Source organism: Gilliamella sp. B2911 (assembly GCF_026536965.1).
GTDB lineage: Bacteria > Pseudomonadota > Gammaproteobacteria > Enterobacterales > Orbaceae > Gilliamella > Gilliamella apicola_E.
The window spans coordinates 67,650-88,007 of record NZ_JAFNNA010000009.1; the positions used below are offsets into that span (position 1 = coordinate 67,650).

Sequence of the window (20,358 nt, forward strand, 5' to 3'; positions counted from 1 at the left end):
GTAATATCTCTATTTTCAATATAAGAACTTGCTATAATAATATAATCGGTCAAAAAGGATTTTATATGTATCACACCAGTCATTATTCATCACCACTGGGGCAAATCACCCTAGCAAGTCAGCACAATAAATTAGTGGGTGTTTGGATTGAAGGACAAAAATATTTTGGCCAAATGCTAAGCGCCCAAAAAGAAGAGGCGCCAAATTTAGCCATATTTAATCAAACCAAAAAATGGTTGGATGACTACTTTGCCGGCAAAAAACCGGCTATCACAAAACTGGCTCTAGCACCACAAGGTAGCGAATTTAGGCATAAAGTATGGGATATATTGGTACAAATCCCTTATGGTAAGGTGATTACCTATGGTGATATTGCTAAACAAATCAGCGCCAACATGTCCAGCCAAGCAGTCGGCGGTGCCGTCGGCCACAACCCCCTTTCCATCATTATCCCTTGCCACCGCGTAGTAGGCACAAATGGCAACTTAACAGGTTATGCAGGCGGAATTGATAAAAAGGTGTGGTTGCTAGAACATGAACAAGTCGATATAAAAGATTTTTTTGTCCCCAAAAAAGGAACCGCTATTTAAAGATAAATATTTTTTAGCCAAAAAAATCCAAAAACCCCGTTCCTCAACTTTTTTTGAGATAAAATACCTAAAAAATAAACCCGCCGAGGCGGGTAATTCAAACGTCGCTAAGCCACAAAATCGCTTTTTTTATGGCTAAACGTCGTTGACTCCTTGAGTCAGCTTACTTTTAATGACTCAATACTATTTTTTATCACCCCCACCCCCGCCCTAAGGATTAAGGACGAAGGAATAAAAACTAAGGATAGGAGCAAAGTCCGTAGTAGTAGCCGGAGGTGTAGCCCCAACTCACGCTACCGCCGTTTGTGCCCACGATAAACTGGTAACTAAACGAGTCACTAGTCCAGTAATAAAAGTCGATGAAGCCAACGCCTGAGTAACCTTCCATTTTGCCCCACTCCGTGAAAAAACCTGAACCTATATGACGCATGTAACCATTATGGGGTGCGTAAGGGGTGGCGGTGACTGAACCACGACAGACAGAATCGTTGTTAGGACAAGATGCGTTGGTTAAATCCTTTACGCGAGGCATTCGATAACCAATACGACTACACCAAGATAATGTATTAGGATTAGTGTAATAGTTAGTACCACGGTTGACGAACCACTGTTTCAAAGTAAAACCATATTTAACGACAGGAGTACCATTACTATCACGACCGACCAACTCGAATGTCTGAGGCAAAGAGATAGTGGGAAGAGGACCAGGAGTGGATGAACTATGCTGGGATGGGGTAGCGTAAGGACCAGTTAAAGTAACGTGTACGCTTGTAGCAGTAGGATTAGACATAGTAGCAGTGATACCTCCATGAGAAACAGGAGACCAAGACAATGGCTGACTTACACCACTAATGAGTAAATCAAAGTACAAGCCATTAAGACCAGTTGTAGGAAAGTTTCTACCGTAAAGTGACGGGTCTGTTGACTGAGTGAGAAAACCCTTAGCAGGGTCCCACATTGAAGATGGGCCAGCATATTCACCTGAACCGTAATTCAAATTAGGTCGAGCAAAACAAACCACCGGCGCAGCCTTAGGATTGATGTAATAAGTCACATTACTAGCACTGAAAGTACTACGATTAGGAAAACCATAACGAGTAGATAATGTACCGTCAGTACTAGATAACTTAACTTTATAAGGTGCATTACAAACTGTTAGCACTGAATTACGTGATACTGACTGATTGTTTTTATCGACGATAGATAAACTTAAAGAACCTGTAGCACTAACGCCAGAATCTCCATCATCATCTCCCCAATAATTATTAGGAGGACCGATAAGTGTACTCAAAGCGACTGAATTTGTATTAGTTGGGACGAACATACCTATATCAGCAAAACTCTGACCCTCAACGGGCAAGACGATTGGAGCTGAAGAAGATGAAGTATTGGTTGAAGGTGTATACCTAGTTCCGTCAGATAGAGTAATCCCAAGCAGACCGTTAGCATCGACAGCACGTGTACGACCACCGTCGAAAGTCAGATACGGTGCACTACCCTGTATCGCATTCCTAGTTGTCTGTGATGTCAATGCGTGACCCGAAAAAGGAAGGAAAAGAGCCATGGAAAAAACAATCTGCCGGGATAATTGGGAAAAGGATCGAAAACAGGATCGCGGAAGCGATCGCGCGAAAATTCGCAGAATTTCACTTGATTGCGTGGAAAAATAAGTTTTAGTGAAAAATTTAAGTTGGGAGTTGAACTTAGACGAATCTAAAAGATAGGTTGGCCAGGTTGCCTGTTGCCTGTTGCCTGTTGAAAATTATAATGCATTTTAGACTACCCTGTCAAGTAATTTTTTGATTTATTTACAATTTTATGCTTTTTTATCAAATTTTAGCCTTGTAGCTAAAACCGTGTAAAAAGTATAGTGATTGGAAAAACACGATGCAACACTTTTTTTCACTCATTTACGTTAACTTTTGTAAATAGGATCTAAAAAGGATCTAACCGGTATTTGATTAACTTATGTTTTAATTAAAGATATTGCAATTACAAATCTTTTAAATTATAGCGATTGATCCTTAAAAATTTTATTTTAAGGCTTTGGATTAGAAATTTAGTGATTTGGATCATTTAATAATTTTTAAGTGAAATTTAGAACTTCAAAAACCCCGCTCCTCAACTTTTTTTTAATGGAAAAATACAGCTACTAAAAAGCGACACAGTTAGAGCGCAATTATTTATTTGAGACAATATTTCAAAACAAAATTTTGAACCCCAAAAACCCCGCTCCTCAACTTTTTTTGCGATAAAACACCTCAAAAATAAACCCACCTAGGCGGGTAATTCAAACGTCGCCTAGCCACAAAATCGCTTTTTATGGCTAAACGACGTTGACTCGTAGCTTACTTTTAATCACCTAATACTATTTTTTATCACCCCCACCCCCGCCCTAAGGATTAAGGACGAAGAAATAAAAACTAAGGATGGGAGCAAAGGCCGTAGTAGTAGGAGCCCGAATTCACGTCACCGTCGAGTGTGTCCACGATAAACTGGTTACTACCAGACGGGTCACTAGTCCAGTACCAACTGCTGACGAAGCCAACGCCTGAATAATCATCCATACTACCCCACTCAGTGAAAAAACCAGAACCTATATGACGCATATAATGAACACCCGGCGAGGAAGGGGTAGCGCCTAAATTATCATAATTTGCGTTGGTTAAATCCTTTATCTTAGGTACTCGATAACCAAGACTATTACACCAAGATAAGGTATTAGGATAATAGTCCTGCTTAGAACCTCGGTTGACGAACCACTGCTTCAAAGTAAAACCATATTTAACGACAGGAGTACCATTACTATCACGACCGACCAACTCGAAGGTCTGAGGCAAAGTAGGTTTAGAAATAGGACTAGGATTGTTTGAATTATGCTGGGATTCGGTAGCGTAAGGACCAGTTAAAGTAACACGTACGCTTGTAGCAGTAGAATTAGACATTGTAGCTATGATACCACTCCGAGAAACTGGAGACCAAGACAATGGCTGACTAACACCACTAATGAGTAAATCAAAGTACAATCCATTAGCGCCAGTTGTAGGAAAGTTTCTACCGTAAGAGGATGGGCCAGTTGACTGAGGGATAAAACCATTATCCGGGTCCCACATCGAAGATGGACCGCGGAAATCGAGAGAAATACCATCCTCATTAAGCTTACCAAACCTTAAGTTAGGCCTAGCAAAACAAACCACCGGCGCAGCCTTAGGATTGACGTAATAAGTCTCACTACGGGCACTGAAAGTACTACGATTAGGAAATCCGTAACGAGTTGATAATGTACCGTCAGTACTAGATAACTTAATCCTATAAGGTGCGTTACAAATTGTTAGCACGGAATTACGTGATACAGATTGATTGTTTTTATCGACGATAGATAAACTTAAAGAACCTGTAGCAGTAACGCCAGAATCTCCATCATCATCACCCCAATAATTATTAGGAGGACCGATAAGTGAACTCAAAGCGACTGAATTAGTATCAGTAGGAACGAACATACGAATATCAGCAAAACTCTGACCCTCAACGGGCAAGGTGATTGGGGTTGTAGATGATGAATTGTTAGAAGGCGTGTAATTAGCTCCGTTAGATAGCGTAATCCCAAGCAGACCGTTAGCATCAACTGCACGTGTACGACCACCGTCGAAAGTCAGATAAGGTGCACTACCCTGTATCGCATTCCTAGTTGTCTGTGATGTCAATGCGTGACCAGAAAAAGGAAGGAAAAAGACCACGGAAAAAACAATCTGCCGGGATAATTGGGAAAAAGATCGAAAACCGGATCTGAAACAGGATCCGGAAAACGATCGGAAAAAAGAGCGAGAAAAGGATCGCGGAAGCGATCGCGCGAAAATTCGCAGAATTTCACTTGATTGCGTGGAAAAATAAGTTTTAGTGAAAAATTTAAACTGGGTGCTGGACTTAGGCGAATTTAAAAGATAGGTTGGCCAGGTTGCCTGTTGCCTGTTGCCTGTTGAAAATTATAATGCATTTTAGACTACCCTGTCAAGTAATTTTTTGATTAATTTACAATTTTATTCTTTTTCTGTCAAATTTCAGCCTATTAGCTAAAACCGTGCAAAAAGTATAGTGATTGGAAAAACACGATGCAACACTTTTTTTCACTCAATTACGTTAACTTTTGTAAATAGGATCTAAAAAGGATCTAAATTACAATTATTTAATCACTGTTTTAATTAAATATATTTCAATTACAAATCTTTAAAATTAGAGCGATTGATCCTTGAAAATTTTATTTTAGGGCTTTGAATTAGAAATTTAGTGATTTTGATATTTTAATAATTTTTTAAGTGACATTTAAAACCCCAAAAACCCCGTTCCTCAACTTTTTTTGAGACAAAATACCTAAAAAATAAACCCGCCGAGGCGGGTAATTGAAGCATCGCTAAGCCACAAAATCGCTTTTTTTTATGGCTAAACGACGTTGATTCTTAGCTTACTTTTAATTGCTTAATACTATTTTTTATCCCCCCCGGTCTAAAGATTAAGGACGAAGAAATAAGAACTAAGGATAGATGCAAAGCACGAATTCGGGATACCTGTTGGTTTGCACACTGTCGTCTAGCCTACCCTCGCCAAGCATAGCACCGTAATTTGAGTCTACAGTAGCCAAAAAAGTACCAAACAAAGCGAAGTAGCTCCTTATGGTGCCATCACGGTAACCGTCGCCAAAGCCAGCAGAGTAATAGCTCATAACACCCCACTCCGAGAAGAATCCAGCACCAATATGACGCTGGTGATGATTACCAGATGAGGGAGGAGAGGCGCCGACTAAACCACTACACCAAGACCCTGAATTATGACCACGACAAGATGCATTGGTTAAATCCTTTATTTCGGGCATATGATAACCCAAACTATTACACCAAGATAAAGCATTCGAATAAGTATATTTGTTAAGACCACGGTTGACGAACCACTGCTTCAAAGTAAAACCATATTTAACTACAGGATTACCTTGACCATCACGACCGACCAACTCGAATGTCTGAGGCAATGTAGGTTTGGAAATACGACCAGGATTAGCTGAATTATGCTGGGATGTGGTAGCGTAAGGACCAGTTAAAGTAACGCGTACGCGTGTAGCAGTAGAATTAGACATAGTAGCAGTGATCCCTCCCTGAGAAACAGAGGGCCAAGATAAAGGTTGACTACTACCAGTAATGAGTAAATCAAAGTAAAGTCCATTAGCGCCAGTAGTAGGAAAGTTTAAACCGTAAGAGGATGAGGCAGTTGACTGAGTGAAAAAACCATTAGCAGTGCTCCACATCCAAGACGGACCTGGTTGGCCATCAGGATAAGAGTGATGTATATTTGGTCTAGCAAAACAAACAGCTAGTCCACCCTTAGGTTTTACGTAATAAGTCACTCTACGGGCACTGAAAGTACTACGATTAGGAAAACCGTAACGAGTAGATAATGTACCGTCAGTACTGGATAACGTAACCCTATAAGGTGCCTTACAAATCTCTGGCTCGGTACTACGTGAAACAGATTGACCGCTGTTATCGAAGATAGATAAACTTAACGTACCTGTAGCGGTAACACCAGAATCACCATCATCATCTCCCCAATAATTATAAGGAGGGCCGATAAGAGTACTTAAATCGACTGAATTAGTATCAGTAGGAACCAACATATCAATATCAGCAAAACTCTGACCAGCAACTGGCAGCGTTATATATGAAAAATTTGTTGAAGGCGTGTACCTGGTTCCGTCAGATAGAGTAATCCCAAGCAGACCGTTAGCATCAACCGCACGTGTACGACCACCATCGAAAGTCAAATACGGTGCACTACCCTGTATCGCATTCCTAGTTGTCTGTGATGTCAATGCGTGACTCGAAAAAGGAAGAAAAAAAGCCACGAAAAAAACAATCTGCCAGGATAATTTGGGAAAGGATCGAATAAAGGATCGCGTGAAAATTCGCAGAATTTCACTTGATTGAGTAGAAAAATAAGATTCAGAAAAAAATTTAAGCTGGGTAGTGAACTTAGACGAATTTAAAAGATAGGTTTGGCAGGTTGGCTGTTGGCTGTTGGCTGTTGAAAATTATATTGCATTTTAGACTATCCTGTCAAGTAATTTTTTGATTAATTTACAATTTTATACTTTTCTGTCAAATTTTAGCCTATTAGCTAAAACCGTGTAAAAAGTATAGTGATTGGAAAAACACGATGCAACACTTTTTTTCGCTCATTTACGTTAACTTTTGTAAATAAGATCTAAAAAGGATCTAAATTATAATTAGTTAATTGATGTTTTAATTATAGATATTGTAATTACAAATCTTTAAAATTAGAGCAATTGATCCTCAAAAATTTTATTTTAGGGCTTTGGATTAGAAATTTAGTGATTTTGATCATTTAATAATTTTTAAGTGAAATTTAAAACTCCAAAAACCCCGCTCCTCAACTTTTTAAGAGACGGGATATTATCTGCACTGAATAAACTGACTAGTGTTGATTGATTCGAAAATTATATTTTATTAACTGCCTACACGGCATAAACCATCTATTGTCAAAAAATACACTAGAAATGATGTTTCTAAACTGCCTACACGGCATAAACCTAGGTACAAAAAAACCGCAGTTAAGCGGTTTATTTCTAAACTGCCTACACGGCATAAACCTAGAACAAGACATACTATAATCGTTGTTTGCAAAAAGGCAAAGGGCATTTGGAGTTTTAAAAACCCTTTTTTTTAATATATTTTCAACATTATGATTTTTAATTATTTTATTTTTTAATTAAAAAAAGGGTTATAAAAATAATATTTTTTGGGGGCTTAGAAAACCCCGCTCCTCAACTTTTTTACTCTAATATCAATTCTTAACCATAATTAAACAAGGTCATAAAAATCGGCATGATTAAGGTTAATAGAAAGCCTTGGACGATTGCGGGTGGTACGATGCTGATTCCGGCGCCTTTTTGTAGCATAGGTAGCGTAAAGTCCATCGATGTAGCACCACATAAACCTAACGCTGTGAATTTGTAACGTTTGATTAGGGTTGGGATTAGAATGATGGCGCATAATTCGCGTAGGATGTCATTTAGGAAAGTGGCACTGCCTATAATTGGGCCATGAGCTTCGGTCATGAGTATTCCTGATAGTGAATACCAGCCAAAGCCTGATGACATTGCCAGCCCTACTCGTACGGGTTGTGACAATATGAGTGCTGCAATAATCCCGCCTAAGAAGGTACTTAGTACCACAATAATAGTGGTAACTATACCGACTTTGTTGAGTAGGATCTGTTTTAGTGAGATGTTGTTACTTCGTAATTGTATACCAATAAGTAGCAATAAAAAGACGAGTACCACTTTGGTGATGTCTTCACTATATTGCCAAATAAAGAGTGGAAAGAGTCCGGCAATAAAGCCGGCGATTAGCGCTATGCACACTCGCAGTGATTCTAAGATCATTTTGAATCGTGATTCATAATTTTGTTTACTATGGGTGGTGCGCCACGGTAAAAATAGGTCAATTAGCGCTAAAAAGATGAAATTGCCACCAAAGGTACAAACAAAAATGATCGCGGTGTAAAATAGGATAACTTTTATGTTAGAAGCTAGATTATCTAAATGAGCCAACTCGGTTCCCATGATAAATAAAATAAAATAGACCATCCAACTTAAGATTAGGTTTATTTTGGTGATCCATTTTTGCTCTTTGAATTTAATCAAATAACCTAGACATAACGGCACTAGAGCAATAAGAATACCAAAATACATGTTTTATTCCTTTATTTTCATTTTTAAAAGTCAAATTTTTTATATCGCTTGCTAATTTGAACAAGCGATTTTTTTGTCGTTAATCCATACTATTATGTTAATGCTGCTAATTGAGTTTCAATTTTATTTTGCAGTTCATCTAATAATGCATAACGATTGCGATACTCAGAACGTTTTTTACTGGCAATATCTTCAATGGCTTTTCGGTTGATTTGGGTGGGTAAAATAAATAACGATCTTTCGTCTTGTTTACCGTCAATAGTTAACCAAAAATCATCATAATCAGATAAGATTCTTTCTTGTCGGCTGTTGTAGCGCCAGTTGTTGTAAACATGGGTTTTATTGCCCACAGCAATAATTTGTTCAAGCTGGAAATAACGAGCAATAATTAATGCGGCTTCCACCACCACACGTTTAGGAAATAGTCCATAACACTGTTTTGTTGCTTGCTGAACTCTGGTGCGAGCGTCTTGATGCCCTGTTCCTTGTAATCCTGCTATAAACAGTGTTGGTTTTTGTTGGTATTGGTTAATGGTGAAGGTTAACGTGGCTAAATCAATGCCATCATTGTCATAAAAATATAAGCTTAGCTCACCTTCACGAGCAAACTTGTTACGTGCTTGGATGGCGATTTTTATGTTAGCTTCGTTCTTAGCCATAACACTTGCTAGTTCAAATGATGAATCTGGATTATAGAAAGCTTTAGTCATGCTATCAGGATGATTTGCTAAAAAGTCATAATGATAGGCTAAGGCTTCATAGCGCTCTTGTTGACTTAAACAAGACGCTAAATAAGGTCGTTGTAATTTACAGGGTAAATTGGTTTGGCATGATAGATAGTATCCAAGTAATGGGTATTGTCTTAATTTATCTAATAATTTAAGCGTTATTGGGCTTAAAAATAGGGTCCTGAAAAAAAATTTATAACGATAAGTCGGTTTAAGCCATAGTTCATTAAGCGGTAGTTTACCTGTACAAAGCCAGTTAAAAAGTTGCCATTTACTTTTAGGCTGGGACATATTCGTAATATTGTTCATAAGCAGAAAAATGTGTTCGTAAGTTTGTAAGAAAATTATATGTGGCTAAATTATTAAATATCAATTTAATATTAACGTTAAATTTAAATGTTTTAAGTAAGCTGATAAGAGTACAACACAACCTTAGTCAACGCAACCCTTGCGGTGTGATGAATAAAAAAACGGTGAACTGTGTCACCGTTTTTATGATCGTTTAAAAAAACGAATTATTGACCTTTAACTTCTTTTAAACCGTTGAATGGTGCTTTTGAACCAAGCGCTTCTTCAATACGGATTAATTGGTTGTATTTAGCAACACGGTCAGAACGGCTCATAGAACCAGTTTTGATTTGACCAGCAGCTAAACCAACAGCTAAATCAGCAATTGTTGAATCTTCAGTTTCACCACTACGGTGTGAAATTACTGCTGTATAACCAGCATCTTTCGCCATTTTAACTGCTGCGATAGATTCAGTTAATGTACCGATTTGGTTAACTTTAACTAGGATTGAGTTAGCGATGCCTTTTTCAATACCTTGTTTGAAGATTTTGGTGTTAGTTACAAATAGATCGTCACCAACTAATTGGATTTTGTGACCTAATGCTTTAGTTTGGTATGCCCAACCTTCCCAATCGCTTTCATCTAAACCATCTTCGATTGATACGATTGGATACTCATTAGTTAAACCTTCTAAATAGTGAGTAAATTCTTCAGCAGTGAATTCTTTGTTTCCTTCACCTTTTAATACGTATTTACCAGTTTCTTTGTTGTAGAATTCAGATGCAGCACAGTCCATCGCTAAAGTGATGTCTTTACCTAGTACATAACCTGCTTTTTCTACAGCTTCTTTGATACATGCTAATGCTTCAGCGTTTGAACCTAAGTTAGGTGCAAAACCACCTTCGTCACCAACAGCAGTATTCATGCCTTTAGCGTGAAGTACTTTTGCTAAGTTGTGGAATACTTCAGAACCCATACGGATTGCTTCACGAACTGTTTTAGCACCAACTGGTTGAATCATAAATTCTTGAAGGTCGATGTTGTTATCAGCATGTTCACCACCGTTGATGATGTTCATCATTGGTAATGGCATAGAGTATTGACCTGGAGTACCATTTAGGTCAGCGATGTGTTGATAAAGTGGTACACCTTTCGCTGCAGCTGCTGCTTTAGCTGTTGCTAAAGATACTGCTAGGATTGAGTTAGCACCTAAGTTAGATTTGAAATCAGTACCGTCTAAATCAAGCATGATTTGGTCGATTGCAGCTTGATCTAACGCATCTTTACCAATAACTGCTTTAGCGATTGGTCCATTTACGTTTTCAACAGCTTTAAGTACGCCTTTACCTAAAAAGCGAGATTTGTCACCATCGCGAAGTTCTAACGCTTCACGTGAACCTGTTGATGCACCAGATGGAACGATTGCAAGACCAACGAAACCACCTTCTAAATGAACTTCAGCTTCAACAGTTGGGTTACCACGAGAGTCGATGACTTCACGACCATGTACTTTAACGATTTTTGCCATGTTATTTTCCTCTATATGACAGATATATACCTAATGTAAACATAAATTATTTTTGCTGCTGATCTTGATAATCTTTGGCAGCTTTAACAAAACTACTAAATAATGGATGTCCATCACGTGGAGTTGATGTAAATTCTGGATGGAACTGACATGCAACAAACCAAGGATGGTCTGGAATTTCAATAATTTCCACTAATTTTTTATCAGTTGATAACCCTGTCACTTTTAAGCCAGCCTTGACAACTTCTGGTAATAAGTTGTTATTGACTTCGTAACGGTGACGGTGACGTTCGGTTATCGACTCTTTTTTATACATTTGAGCAACTAATGAATTTGGCTCTAAATGACAGATTTGCGAACCTAAACGCATGGTGCCGCCTAAGTCGCTATTTTCATTACGTTGAACCACATTACCAGACTCATCACTCCATTCAGTGATTAATCCAATAACAGGACTTGCACAATCTTTTACAAACTCTGTAGAGTTGGCATCTTTAATACCCGCTACATTACGTGCATACTCTATCATAGCAACTTGCATTCCGAGGCAAATTCCTAAATAAGGTATTTTGTTTTCACGTGCATAGCGCGCTGCAATAATTTTACCTTCAACGCCACGATAACCAAATCCACCCGGTATTAAAATCGCATCTAAGCCTGCAAGTAAATCGGTACCGCGTGATTCGAGGTCTTCTGAATCAATATAACGAATATGAACAGTTAAACGGTTTTTTAATCCACCGTGTTTTAACGCTTCATTTACTGATTTATATGCATCAGGTAATTCGATGTATTTACCTACCATGCCAATTGTGACTTCACCTACTGGATTAGCTTCTTCATAGATGACTTGTTCCCATTCAGATAGATCGGCTTCCTTACATTCAAGATGGAAACGATTGCACACGTAGGTATCTAAATTTTGTGATTTCAATAATGCTGGAATTTTATAAATCGAATCAACATCTTTAAGTGAAATCACTGCTCGTTCAGGCACATTACAAAATAGTGCAATTTTCGCTCTTTCGTTAGCCGGAATTGCGCGATCTGAACGGCAAATGAGTATGTCAGGTTGAATACCAATTGATAATAACTCTTTAACTGAGTGTTGGGTCGGTTTGGTTTTAACTTCACCTGATGATGCAAGATAAGGCACTAATGTTAAGTGCATAAATAAGGTATGTTCACGACCAACATCAACCGCTAATTGGCGAATTGCTTCTAAGAATGGTAGTGATTCGATATCACCCACTGTGCCACCCACTTCAACGATAGCAACATCGTAACCTTTGGCACCATCAATAACACGATCTTTAATCGCATTGGTAATATGAGGGATAACTTGAACTGTCGCGCCTAAATAGTCTCCACGACGCTCTTTTCGTAAAACGTCAGAATAAATACGTCCAGTTGTAAAATTGTTTTTTCGGCTCATTTTGGTGCGAATAAAACGCTCATAATGACCCAAATCGAGATCGGTTTCGGCACCGTCTTCAGTCACAAAAACTTCACCATGTTGAATTGGGCTCATTGTTCCCGGATCGACGTTGATGTAGGGATCGAGTTTTAGCATGGTGACTTTTAAATTGCGGGCTTCTAAAATTGCAGCTAATGAGGCTGCGGCAATGCCTTTACCTAAAGAAGAAACGACACCGCCTGTAACAAAAATATAATTCGTGACCATTAATACCAGACCATTATTAATTTAATTGAACAATATCACATTAGTTTAAATGATAAATGCAATATATGATGAATCAGACGGGAAATTAGTATAACAGAATATGGTTTCTCTCACAATTGAATAATTGAGTTTAATTACTTAGTTTGTTTACTAACTTGGTGTCTATTATTTAATTACTGCTATTAACCCCGAACAGTTAATCGTTATATTCAAGAATTTTATCTTGATAATGACTAATAATTTTTTCGAGCCTAAATTGGTTGGCGGCTTTTTTCCATATATAAATAATAGTATTAATTAAGGCGATGAAGATAACAAACAGAAAGACAAAATTGTTGATCAAAATTGGCGATAAAAATAACTGATTTTTATCGATATCATTTCCATAATCAGTTGAAAGTGTTAGTTTCGAAATTTTTCCATTATGATAGCTAACTTTGGTAACAATACCTGTAATTTTTAAGTTGGCACTATTACCTAATAAAATATTATTGTAGTAATCAAGTTGCTCTTTGAAATTCCCATTTGAGTATATATAGTTTTGATCATACAGTGGAATTAAATTGGTTAATTGTATACTAAGGTTATTTGCATCATTTTGTAGCATGACCACTTGTTGTTTTGCTTTATCGGCTAATTGTTTTAGTAACCATGTTCGATATTTAGCAACGAGTCGGTCGAGCTTTTTAGCTGAGGATAATGTTACAATTTTTTCCATATCAGGATGCAATTTGGCATAAGCCACCACCTCTGACCAATTATCGGTTAGATTACCATTTGGTAGTAAACTTGCTAAGCTATTTTTAATTTCTTCGCAAGGTTCAAGGTTTGAATGATTACAACCATCATTAATGATTAAAATAGCCTTGCTAATATCGTAAATTTTTATCAACTCTGATGTATCTTGGCTATTTGGCTTGTATTGTGGATTATAGCGATGAGAGTAACGATAATTACCTATAAGCTTATTTAAACGCTTTGCGAGAGTTATTTCGTGAACTTCATCGTCTTTTTTCATCTTAATAAGATTTTCAGAATAAATTGTTTGTAAATATTGAGGCCAAGAAGGGAAAAGACTAAGTTTATTGCTGTCTATTGGATTGAGATTAACAAATATTTTATTACATTGAAAATAATGTTTTTTTATATTTTGTATATTATGAATATCACATGAAACACTAGATAAATTCAAATTAACCCGATCCATAGATTGGATGGCGGATTGCTTTAACGTGACTTTATCATCAATATTCCAAGTAGTGAGTGGCGCGGTTAATTGTCGATAGGTAAAATCTAATTTTTCACCCGCATTAGTAAAAAAGAAAATTAAGACAGCCAGTATCAATCCCGTAATAGATAACATAACATTATGATGAACAAATTTTGGCGCACCATAATTTCTTATCTCCTCACTTATTGATAAGTGTTCACCACAACTAAGTACTCGTGCTGTATCAACTTCGATCTGCATGTCAATAGGTATATTATTATTGGGGAGAAACGGTTCCCAGTATGTGGGAAAGAAAATATCATAGCTTGAATCAATAGTTAAATTAAGATAGGCTGACCAACTACGCCTAATTGGTGCTTTAATATGATTAACATATTTGGTCGGCAATTTTCGTTTTATACTCGATGCAATTAGGGCAAAAATAAAACAGATGATTGAAAAAATAACCAAGGCAATTGACTGAAAATGTTCTAAAGCTAACAAAAGCATTACGCCTAAAACAAAAAAAACTGTCATTAATTTGCCAGAATTGCTTCGGTCTTGGTTCGCGATTTCAAATTGATTTTTTTCTCGTTTGCTAAGAATCTCAAAAAGCGGTTTTTTTTCAGATGTTTCAGTGACTAGTTGTGTTAAGGTCTCATTAGATTTTTCTATGTTATTTAAACGAATAGGTCTAAATATTCCCGTCTGCCAAAAATCATAAAGTTGTTCCTGTTTACGAGCTTGCAGTCTCAAACTAGCTTGCACTAAATCATAGCTGTTTATTTTAACTACAACGGCATAACTATAAGTAAAGACAATTTCAACCGTATTAATATCATAAGTGATAGTTTCTTGTAGATCTGGATCTCGCTCTTTAAACCCTCTAATACCGATATCCATATTGTAAGGAAAAAATAACCGGATATTATTCATCTGATAATAATATTTATTTAGGGTTTCATCAGTAAAATCTTTTTCAATATAACCTTTTAGTTTCACAACATCAGAACTGATTAATACGTTTTCCCAATGATAAGGAGTGGTAAAATTGTTTTCATTATCAAGATAAGATTGAAGAACAAGGGTTTCTTCTTCTGTTAGCTGTCGTATTGCATGTTTACGGATAAACTCATACTTCTCAGGCAGGCTTTTTTCGTTAATTAGAGGCTCTTTGACTTCTGTAAAATCGGGACCAGATAATTCAAAATACGCAATAGCGAAAAAAATAATAACAAACAGTATAATAACTAACATACTTTTAAGATCTTTTTATTTAAACTTTATATTAAAACGGTTTATTTAAGATTAATGATAGTACCTAATCTATTTTCATAATATTTTTTTAATTTCTTTAATTCGGTGTTGGTTAAATTTTGTGTTTTTAACAAGTTTAACGCCGTTAATTATTGTGGTAAATGCCATAGCGATAAATAGAATGATATTAACAATGATTAAAGAAATATAGGATATTGTTTGATTTTCACCAAAATTATAACGAGGATTTGCATTAACTTTTAAAGCAGAAATCGTTTTAGCATTTTGATCCTTACCATAACGAATATCACTTACCACACCAATAATATTAACATTAGGCGAGATAGTGCTATTTAAAATATCAAAATAATAATTCACCATTTCATATTCGTAGAGTTTCATCGATTTAAATCGCGATGCCATGTCAATTTTGATTAATGGTGTCATGTCAATATAGCTTTGATTGGTTAATGTAATTTCTATTTCAGACTGATATTGAGAAACAATTTTTTTTATCTCTTTTTGCAATGCTGATTTAAATAAACCTAATTCTCTTGAAAGAGCATATATTCTTCTATTTTCAGCTATGATAGCTAAATCAGGATTTCCTTTGGTTTTAGCGAGTAAATCGTCCCATTCATCATATCTAAAAAAAATATCACCCTTATAAAATAAATTACTCATTCGGAGTTTAACTTCATCACACTGTGCTACAGGCAAAATATTACAGCTATTGTCGATGTCAATTACCATTTGCCCAAAATCTTTTATTTTAGAGAAAGGATTTTTCTCAAAAGCCTCATACCCTAACTCATAATTAACTCTCGCAACGGCTACTTCTTGCGAATTTTTAAAACGTTTTAATTCTTCATCATAGATATATTCAATAAAATTGGGAGAAAATATATGTTTTAATGACTTTTCGATGCTCATAAAATCATTTTCTTTAACATCAATTGGCTGGCTATTGATAAAGAAGTTATGACATTTATAATTTTCAGTTAAATCATTAACATCACATGATGTGTTTTTGATGGAGATATTCACAATATCACCATGCTGGATATCACTACTACTTAACGTGGTGAGATCGTTAATTTTTAGGTTTTTAGATTGTTGCGTGTAATATCGATATGCAAAATATCCATTATTAATTGGATCTGTATAATATATTAGCGTAATAGATAAGATTATCCCAACCACCAATAAAATGATATTTTGCCTGACTGATTTAGGCGCTCCAAATTGTTCGACTTCGTCATTGATTGATAACGTGTGACCATAGCGAAGTAATTTTTTCCCATCCTCACTAATCACCATTTCGGTAGCAGAATCTGAACTTTTAGGGATAAAGTTTGACCAATGCTTAGGGTATTTTAATACCGTATTTTCGTCTATCCCCACTTTGTTAAAATAGTTATCATGAATTCTAGCTTCAATGACGTTCACTTGCTGTGGGGTTAGATCAAATTTAGGTTTACGCCAAGCAAAAAAAGCAGCACCACCAATGCAAAGCAGGATTATAATGGATGTATGATCATCACTATTAAGCCATGATAATGTGAATAAAAAGGTGGCTAATAATAAACACATCGAAATGGGTAAATAATTGCTAAATTTACTTCGAATTGTGGTTTCGAATGGTGTTTCTTCTCGTTGGTAGAGGGTTTTATTCTTTGACTCGTCTAAATTTACCTCATCGGTGCTTTTCAAATCATCATCATAAAGAGTGAGTGACTCAATTTCAAAAGCATCTATATTATCGTTGCGTTTTTGATAAAATTTGTCAGTATGGTCTTTTAAGTGCCCAAAATCGTTGAATTCATATTCCTCGTTTGGATCATAGTTTTCCTGTGCGGTTTTGATATCGTAATCATTAATGTTAACGACAATCCCATACCGTTTGGTAAATACAACTTCTATGAGATTAAATTGATCAATATACTTATCCATATTATATGGAAAGAACAGCTCTATATCGTCTATTTCATAATAATAGTCAATTTCATCAGTATTTTTGTTAAGACTATGACGACAACAAATCCCTTGAAGTTGTGATACTTTGTTATCAACTAATGAGGATTGAAATTTATAGGGATAAACCGCCATTTTACTGGTTAAAAAAGGTTGTAATAGGTCTAGCTCTTCATCCGTTAGATCTCTTATTGGTTCACGTAGGCTTAAGTGGTCGTCTAAATTATCCTTATTTATACTGCGCTCGCCTTTAAAAAGAATAAAGCTAACCATTCCAAAAATTAAAATGCCAATTTTTACAAGCGTAAACCAATCCATAGTTTTTCCTTAATCCAATAATTCTTTTATTGACAAACAGCGTTTTTAAAAGCGACTTTATTTTTAATCTATTCCTACTCTATTTAGCGAATTTTCCTCTGAATTCGATAAAATCTTTTAAATTATCAATATCCTTAATTTCCAATTTACCAGCAACTTTATGAATAATATCTAAATGAATTAATTCATTAACGGCCCGACGATAGACACGATCGGTAGTGCCAAAACGCTCTGCTTCTAAGTAGTTTTTTTGAAAATTATTAACGGGATGAATATTTAGATGATGCTGATATATATCATAAGCAATGTTATAACAGATTGAATATAAAGTTCTTTTTAAGAAGATATCTAATGTTTCTTGATAATCAAAAGCAATAGCACTAGCAAAAAACAGTGCTAATTTAGGATATTTGAGTAATGATTGATATAGTTTATCAATGCTGACGATAGCGACAGTTAGGGCTTCTTCGGCAATGATATCAAATTGACATAAATAGTCGGTAAAAAACTCCATTTCACCAAATATATGCTCATCACAATCTACTGTACCAAGATGGAATCGACGACCATTATTTGCCTGATAGCGTATCGAAATCGTACCATTATAAACAACAACTAAATTATCGACTTTACATCCTTGATGAAAAAGCGTGGTTTTTTCATCGACAATTTTCTTTTCTACAATGCATTGTTCTATAATTGATTCGAGTAATTTATTGTTTTCTTGCCAATAACGGCTAAATCGACCTTTATTTAATGATTTTAATTGCATATCACCGAAGTTTTTAACCACAAAATATATACCCCATCAGAATCGATAACATGTTGATAGTTAATTATCTATCGCGTTATCTCATTCTGAAGAGGCATCATTATAGTCAACCATTGTAATAAAAGCGATATCCTAAGTTAATTTCATTGATTACTTTTTTAGAGCTCTTTTCTTTAAGAACATTGATATAGCCAACATAACGATAATAACGGCATAATATATTGGTATGGTATTCATAATAACTTGAATGTCTAAATAGTTATGCAGTATTGAGCTAATAGCTGGGCTAAACATCGCCCCTGCACTGCCACTGATTAAAATAAATGAAACATTTTTGCTTGATGCATTTTTTACAAAGGTTACACCATAAGCGACAAAGGCATTATATAAAGCAGAGCAGACGAATCCATATCCATAAGTTAAGTAGCCAATGCGATCAAGGCTATCGTTATCACTGTATTCGGTGTTGACGATCATCAATGTCATAATAAAAGCTAATAAAATAATTGAGATAAAAAAGTGTTCAATTTTAACTCGCGTCACGATCACCGTTGAAACTAATGCCCCAATTAAAGCTGCTGCCCAATATTGGGTAATAATATTGCCAGCCAATTCAAACGATATAGAAAATTTTTGGCTAACAAATAACGGGGCCCACGTTAAGAAGGTATATAATGCTAACATTGCCAAAAATAATCCAATACCAGCAGATAATATCCCAAAATTCCACTCTGATGGCTGAGACTGTTTGACTGTTGGATGACTAATTAAATCGAAATTAGTCAATATAATGATGAATAACATTAAGACTGTTACCAACCCAACCATTAAATAGCTACTTGCCCAAGATAAGTCATGCGTTAAAGCGTAGGTAGTAATCAATGGGAAGATGACACCAGCAATGTTAAATGTCGCATCTTGTACAACTAACATTGTACTTTGTATCTTATCTTGCCAAGTTGATACCACAATCGTCCCCGCAATGCAGAGCCCTATTCCACCACACAAACCAATCAAAGTCATACAAACTTGAAGTATCAAAAGCGAGTTTGTGATATATAAAATGAGCGAACAGGCAATTATAATCGAATAACTAAGCAAGGTGATGCGTTTAATCCCAATAATATCGATTAAAAAGAATGCCAAAATAGTGCCTATTAACGCCCCACCATTTAATAAAGAAAAAATGAATGCGACACTGTTTACATCTGCATTAAAACTCTGCGCTATGGGTTCTATTAGCATACCAAACTGACTGGCAAAGCCAGCCATAATAAAATTAGCTAAAAAACTAATAAGTGTGAGCGATAATTTATTTTTCATATTTCCATCCGAGAAACGCAATAAATTAAGAGTTAACAGCCACGTTTAAAGCAAGTTTGATCATATTATTAAATGTCATTTGCCTCTCTTCCGCAGTTGTTTCTTCACCAGTTAAGCAGTGGTCTGAAACGGTTAAAATCGCTAACGATTCGACATTGAATTGTTGAGCAATTCCATATAGACCAGCCACTTCCATATCGATACCTAACACCCCTGATTTTTCGAGTGTACTTATTAATGTTTCGTCAGGATCATAATAAAGATCACCGCTAAATACATTCCCTACTTTAACCGGTAAATTCATGTTATTAGCCATTTCATAAGCTCGATGTAATAAGGAAAATGTCGCTGATGTAGCAATGTTATAACCATTTGCTCTTTTTTGATTTGTCATCGAATCGGTTCCTGCTGCTACAGCTAAAATCACATCACGCATTTTAACGCTTTGCTGTGTGGCACCTAAAGAACCTACTCGAATAATCCGTTTAACATTAAAGTCATTAATTAGTTCATGTGCATAAAGGGTTATTGATGGAATACCCATTCCGTGCCCCATTACTGACACGGCTTTTCCTTGATATAAACCAGTATATCCAAGCATATTACGTACATTACAAACCTCTTTGGCGTCGGTTAGGTAATTTTCTGCAATAAATTTCGCCCGTAAAGGATCACCTGGCATGATAACGGTTTGTGCAAAGTCGTTGGGATTAGCATTGATATGTGCGGTCATAATATTTCCTGAATAATTAGTGATTTGAATTAATTATAATAAGGAAATTTTTCAGTTAACTAGGACATAAGTCCGAAGCCAATGTTCTATGCCACATTTTTAGAAATTAATTTGGAAATAAATGATTATTGATAAAAAAAGCGCTTAATGCGCCGTTAGATTTAAATTTTCTCGTCTTTAATCTGCCAATTTT

Annotated in this window: 13 protein-coding genes; 1 reads left to right on the plus strand and 12 read right to left on the minus strand. The window is 36.0% G+C overall.

All coding sequences use genetic code 11. From position 1 onward, the window contains the following. The first annotated feature begins 65 nt into the window (after window positions 1-65). Window positions 66-590, plus strand: a complete 525-nt coding sequence (locus J3U27_RS08555; RefSeq protein WP_267377256.1) for a methylated-DNA--[protein]-cysteine S-methyltransferase — start codon at window positions 66-68, stop codon at window positions 588-590. Between the two features lie 238 nt (window positions 591-828). Here J3U27_RS08555 and J3U27_RS08560 read toward each other — a convergent pair whose 3' ends face one another. From J3U27_RS08560 to deoD, 12 genes are all read right to left on the minus strand, one after another. After that, entirely contained in the window at window positions 829-2,154 is a 1,326-nt protein-coding gene (locus J3U27_RS08560; protein ID WP_267377257.1) for a hypothetical protein, read from the minus strand. An 859-nt stretch (window positions 2,155-3,013) separates the two neighbouring features. Beyond that, a complete protein-coding gene (locus tag J3U27_RS08565) occupies window positions 3,014-4,327 on the minus strand; it encodes a hypothetical protein (RefSeq protein WP_267377258.1) in 1,314 nt (437 codons plus the stop codon). Between the two features lie 791 nt (window positions 4,328-5,118). Next, complete coding sequence (locus tag J3U27_RS08570; protein WP_267377259.1) at window positions 5,119-6,480, minus strand: hypothetical protein; 1,362 nt, start codon at window positions 6,478-6,480, stop codon at window positions 5,119-5,121. A 966-nt stretch (window positions 6,481-7,446) separates the two neighbouring features. Continuing rightward, complete coding sequence (locus tag J3U27_RS08575; RefSeq protein WP_220225912.1) at window positions 7,447-8,349, minus strand: lysine exporter LysO family protein; 903 nt, start codon at window positions 8,347-8,349, stop codon at window positions 7,447-7,449. A 92-nt stretch (window positions 8,350-8,441) separates the two neighbouring features. Beyond that, on the minus strand, window positions 8,442-9,368 hold the full coding sequence (locus J3U27_RS08580) for a VirK/YbjX family protein (protein ID WP_267337789.1): 927 nt from the start codon (window positions 9,366-9,368) through the stop codon (window positions 8,442-8,444). 224 nt (window positions 9,369-9,592) lie between these two features. Then, window positions 9,593-10,894, minus strand: coding sequence for a phosphopyruvate hydratase (eno, locus tag J3U27_RS08585; RefSeq protein WP_065563300.1), 1,302 nt, complete (start codon window positions 10,892-10,894; stop codon window positions 9,593-9,595). A 46-nt stretch (window positions 10,895-10,940) separates the two neighbouring features. Next, window positions 10,941-12,578 (minus strand): glutamine hydrolyzing CTP synthase, encoded by a 1,638-nt coding sequence (pyrG, locus tag J3U27_RS08590; RefSeq protein ID WP_065563301.1) that lies wholly within the window; start codon window positions 12,576-12,578, stop codon window positions 10,941-10,943. Window positions 12,579-12,774: 196 nt separating this feature from the next. Then, complete coding sequence (locus J3U27_RS08595) at window positions 12,775-15,045, minus strand: IgaA/UmoB family intracellular growth attenuator (RefSeq protein WP_267377260.1); 2,271 nt, start codon at window positions 15,043-15,045, stop codon at window positions 12,775-12,777. Window positions 15,046-15,120: 75 nt separating this feature from the next. Continuing rightward, window positions 15,121-17,337 carry an IgaA/UmoB family intracellular growth attenuator gene (locus tag J3U27_RS08600; RefSeq protein ID WP_267377261.1) on the minus strand — a complete coding sequence of 739 codons (2,217 nt, stop codon included), beginning with the start codon at window positions 17,335-17,337 and terminating at the stop codon, window positions 15,121-15,123. Window positions 17,338-17,416: 79 nt separating this feature from the next. After that, window positions 17,417-18,109: a Crp/Fnr family transcriptional regulator gene (locus J3U27_RS08605; protein WP_065734165.1), complete on the minus strand. Its 693-nt coding sequence runs from the start codon at window positions 18,107-18,109 to the stop codon at window positions 17,417-17,419. Window positions 18,110-18,259: 150 nt separating this feature from the next. Next, window positions 18,260-19,432, minus strand: a complete 1,173-nt coding sequence (gene tsgA, locus J3U27_RS08610) for an MFS transporter TsgA (RefSeq protein ID WP_267330694.1) — start codon at window positions 19,430-19,432, stop codon at window positions 18,260-18,262. A 25-nt stretch (window positions 19,433-19,457) separates the two neighbouring features. Then, window positions 19,458-20,165 (minus strand): purine-nucleoside phosphorylase, encoded by a 708-nt coding sequence (gene deoD / locus J3U27_RS08615; RefSeq protein ID WP_065563305.1) that lies wholly within the window; start codon window positions 20,163-20,165, stop codon window positions 19,458-19,460. Window positions 20,166-20,358: the final 193 nt, after the last annotated feature.

Excerpts from the sequence above, each read along its gene's own strand:
- J3U27_RS08555 (WP_267377256.1), top strand. The coding sequence starts at position 66 with ATGTATCACACCAGTCATTATTCATCACCACTGGGGCAAATCACCCTA.
- J3U27_RS08560 (WP_267377257.1), bottom strand. The coding sequence starts at position 2,154 with ATGGCTCTTTTCCTTCCTTTTTCGGGTCACGCATTGACATCACAGACA.
- J3U27_RS08575 (WP_220225912.1), bottom strand. The coding sequence starts at position 8,349 with ATGTATTTTGGTATTCTTATTGCTCTAGTGCCGTTATGTCTAGGTTAT.
- J3U27_RS08580 (WP_267337789.1), bottom strand. The coding sequence starts at position 9,368 with ATGTCCCAGCCTAAAAGTAAATGGCAACTTTTTAACTGGCTTTGTACA.
- eno (WP_065563300.1), bottom strand. The coding sequence starts at position 10,894 with ATGGCAAAAATCGTTAAAGTACATGGTCGTGAAGTCATCGACTCTCGT.
- pyrG (WP_065563301.1), bottom strand. The coding sequence starts at position 12,578 with ATGGTCACGAATTATATTTTTGTTACAGGCGGTGTCGTTTCTTCTTTA.
- J3U27_RS08595 (WP_267377260.1), bottom strand. The coding sequence starts at position 15,045 with ATGTTAGTTATTATACTGTTTGTTATTATTTTTTTCGCTATTGCGTAT.
- J3U27_RS08600 (WP_267377261.1), bottom strand. The coding sequence starts at position 17,337 with ATGGATTGGTTTACGCTTGTAAAAATTGGCATTTTAATTTTTGGAATG.
- J3U27_RS08605 (WP_065734165.1), bottom strand. The coding sequence starts at position 18,109 with ATGCAATTAAAATCATTAAATAAAGGTCGATTTAGCCGTTATTGGCAA.
- tsgA (WP_267330694.1), bottom strand. The coding sequence starts at position 19,432 with ATGAAAAATAAATTATCGCTCACACTTATTAGTTTTTTAGCTAATTTT.
- deoD (WP_065563305.1), bottom strand. The coding sequence starts at position 20,165 with ATGACCGCACATATCAATGCTAATCCCAACGACTTTGCACAAACCGTT.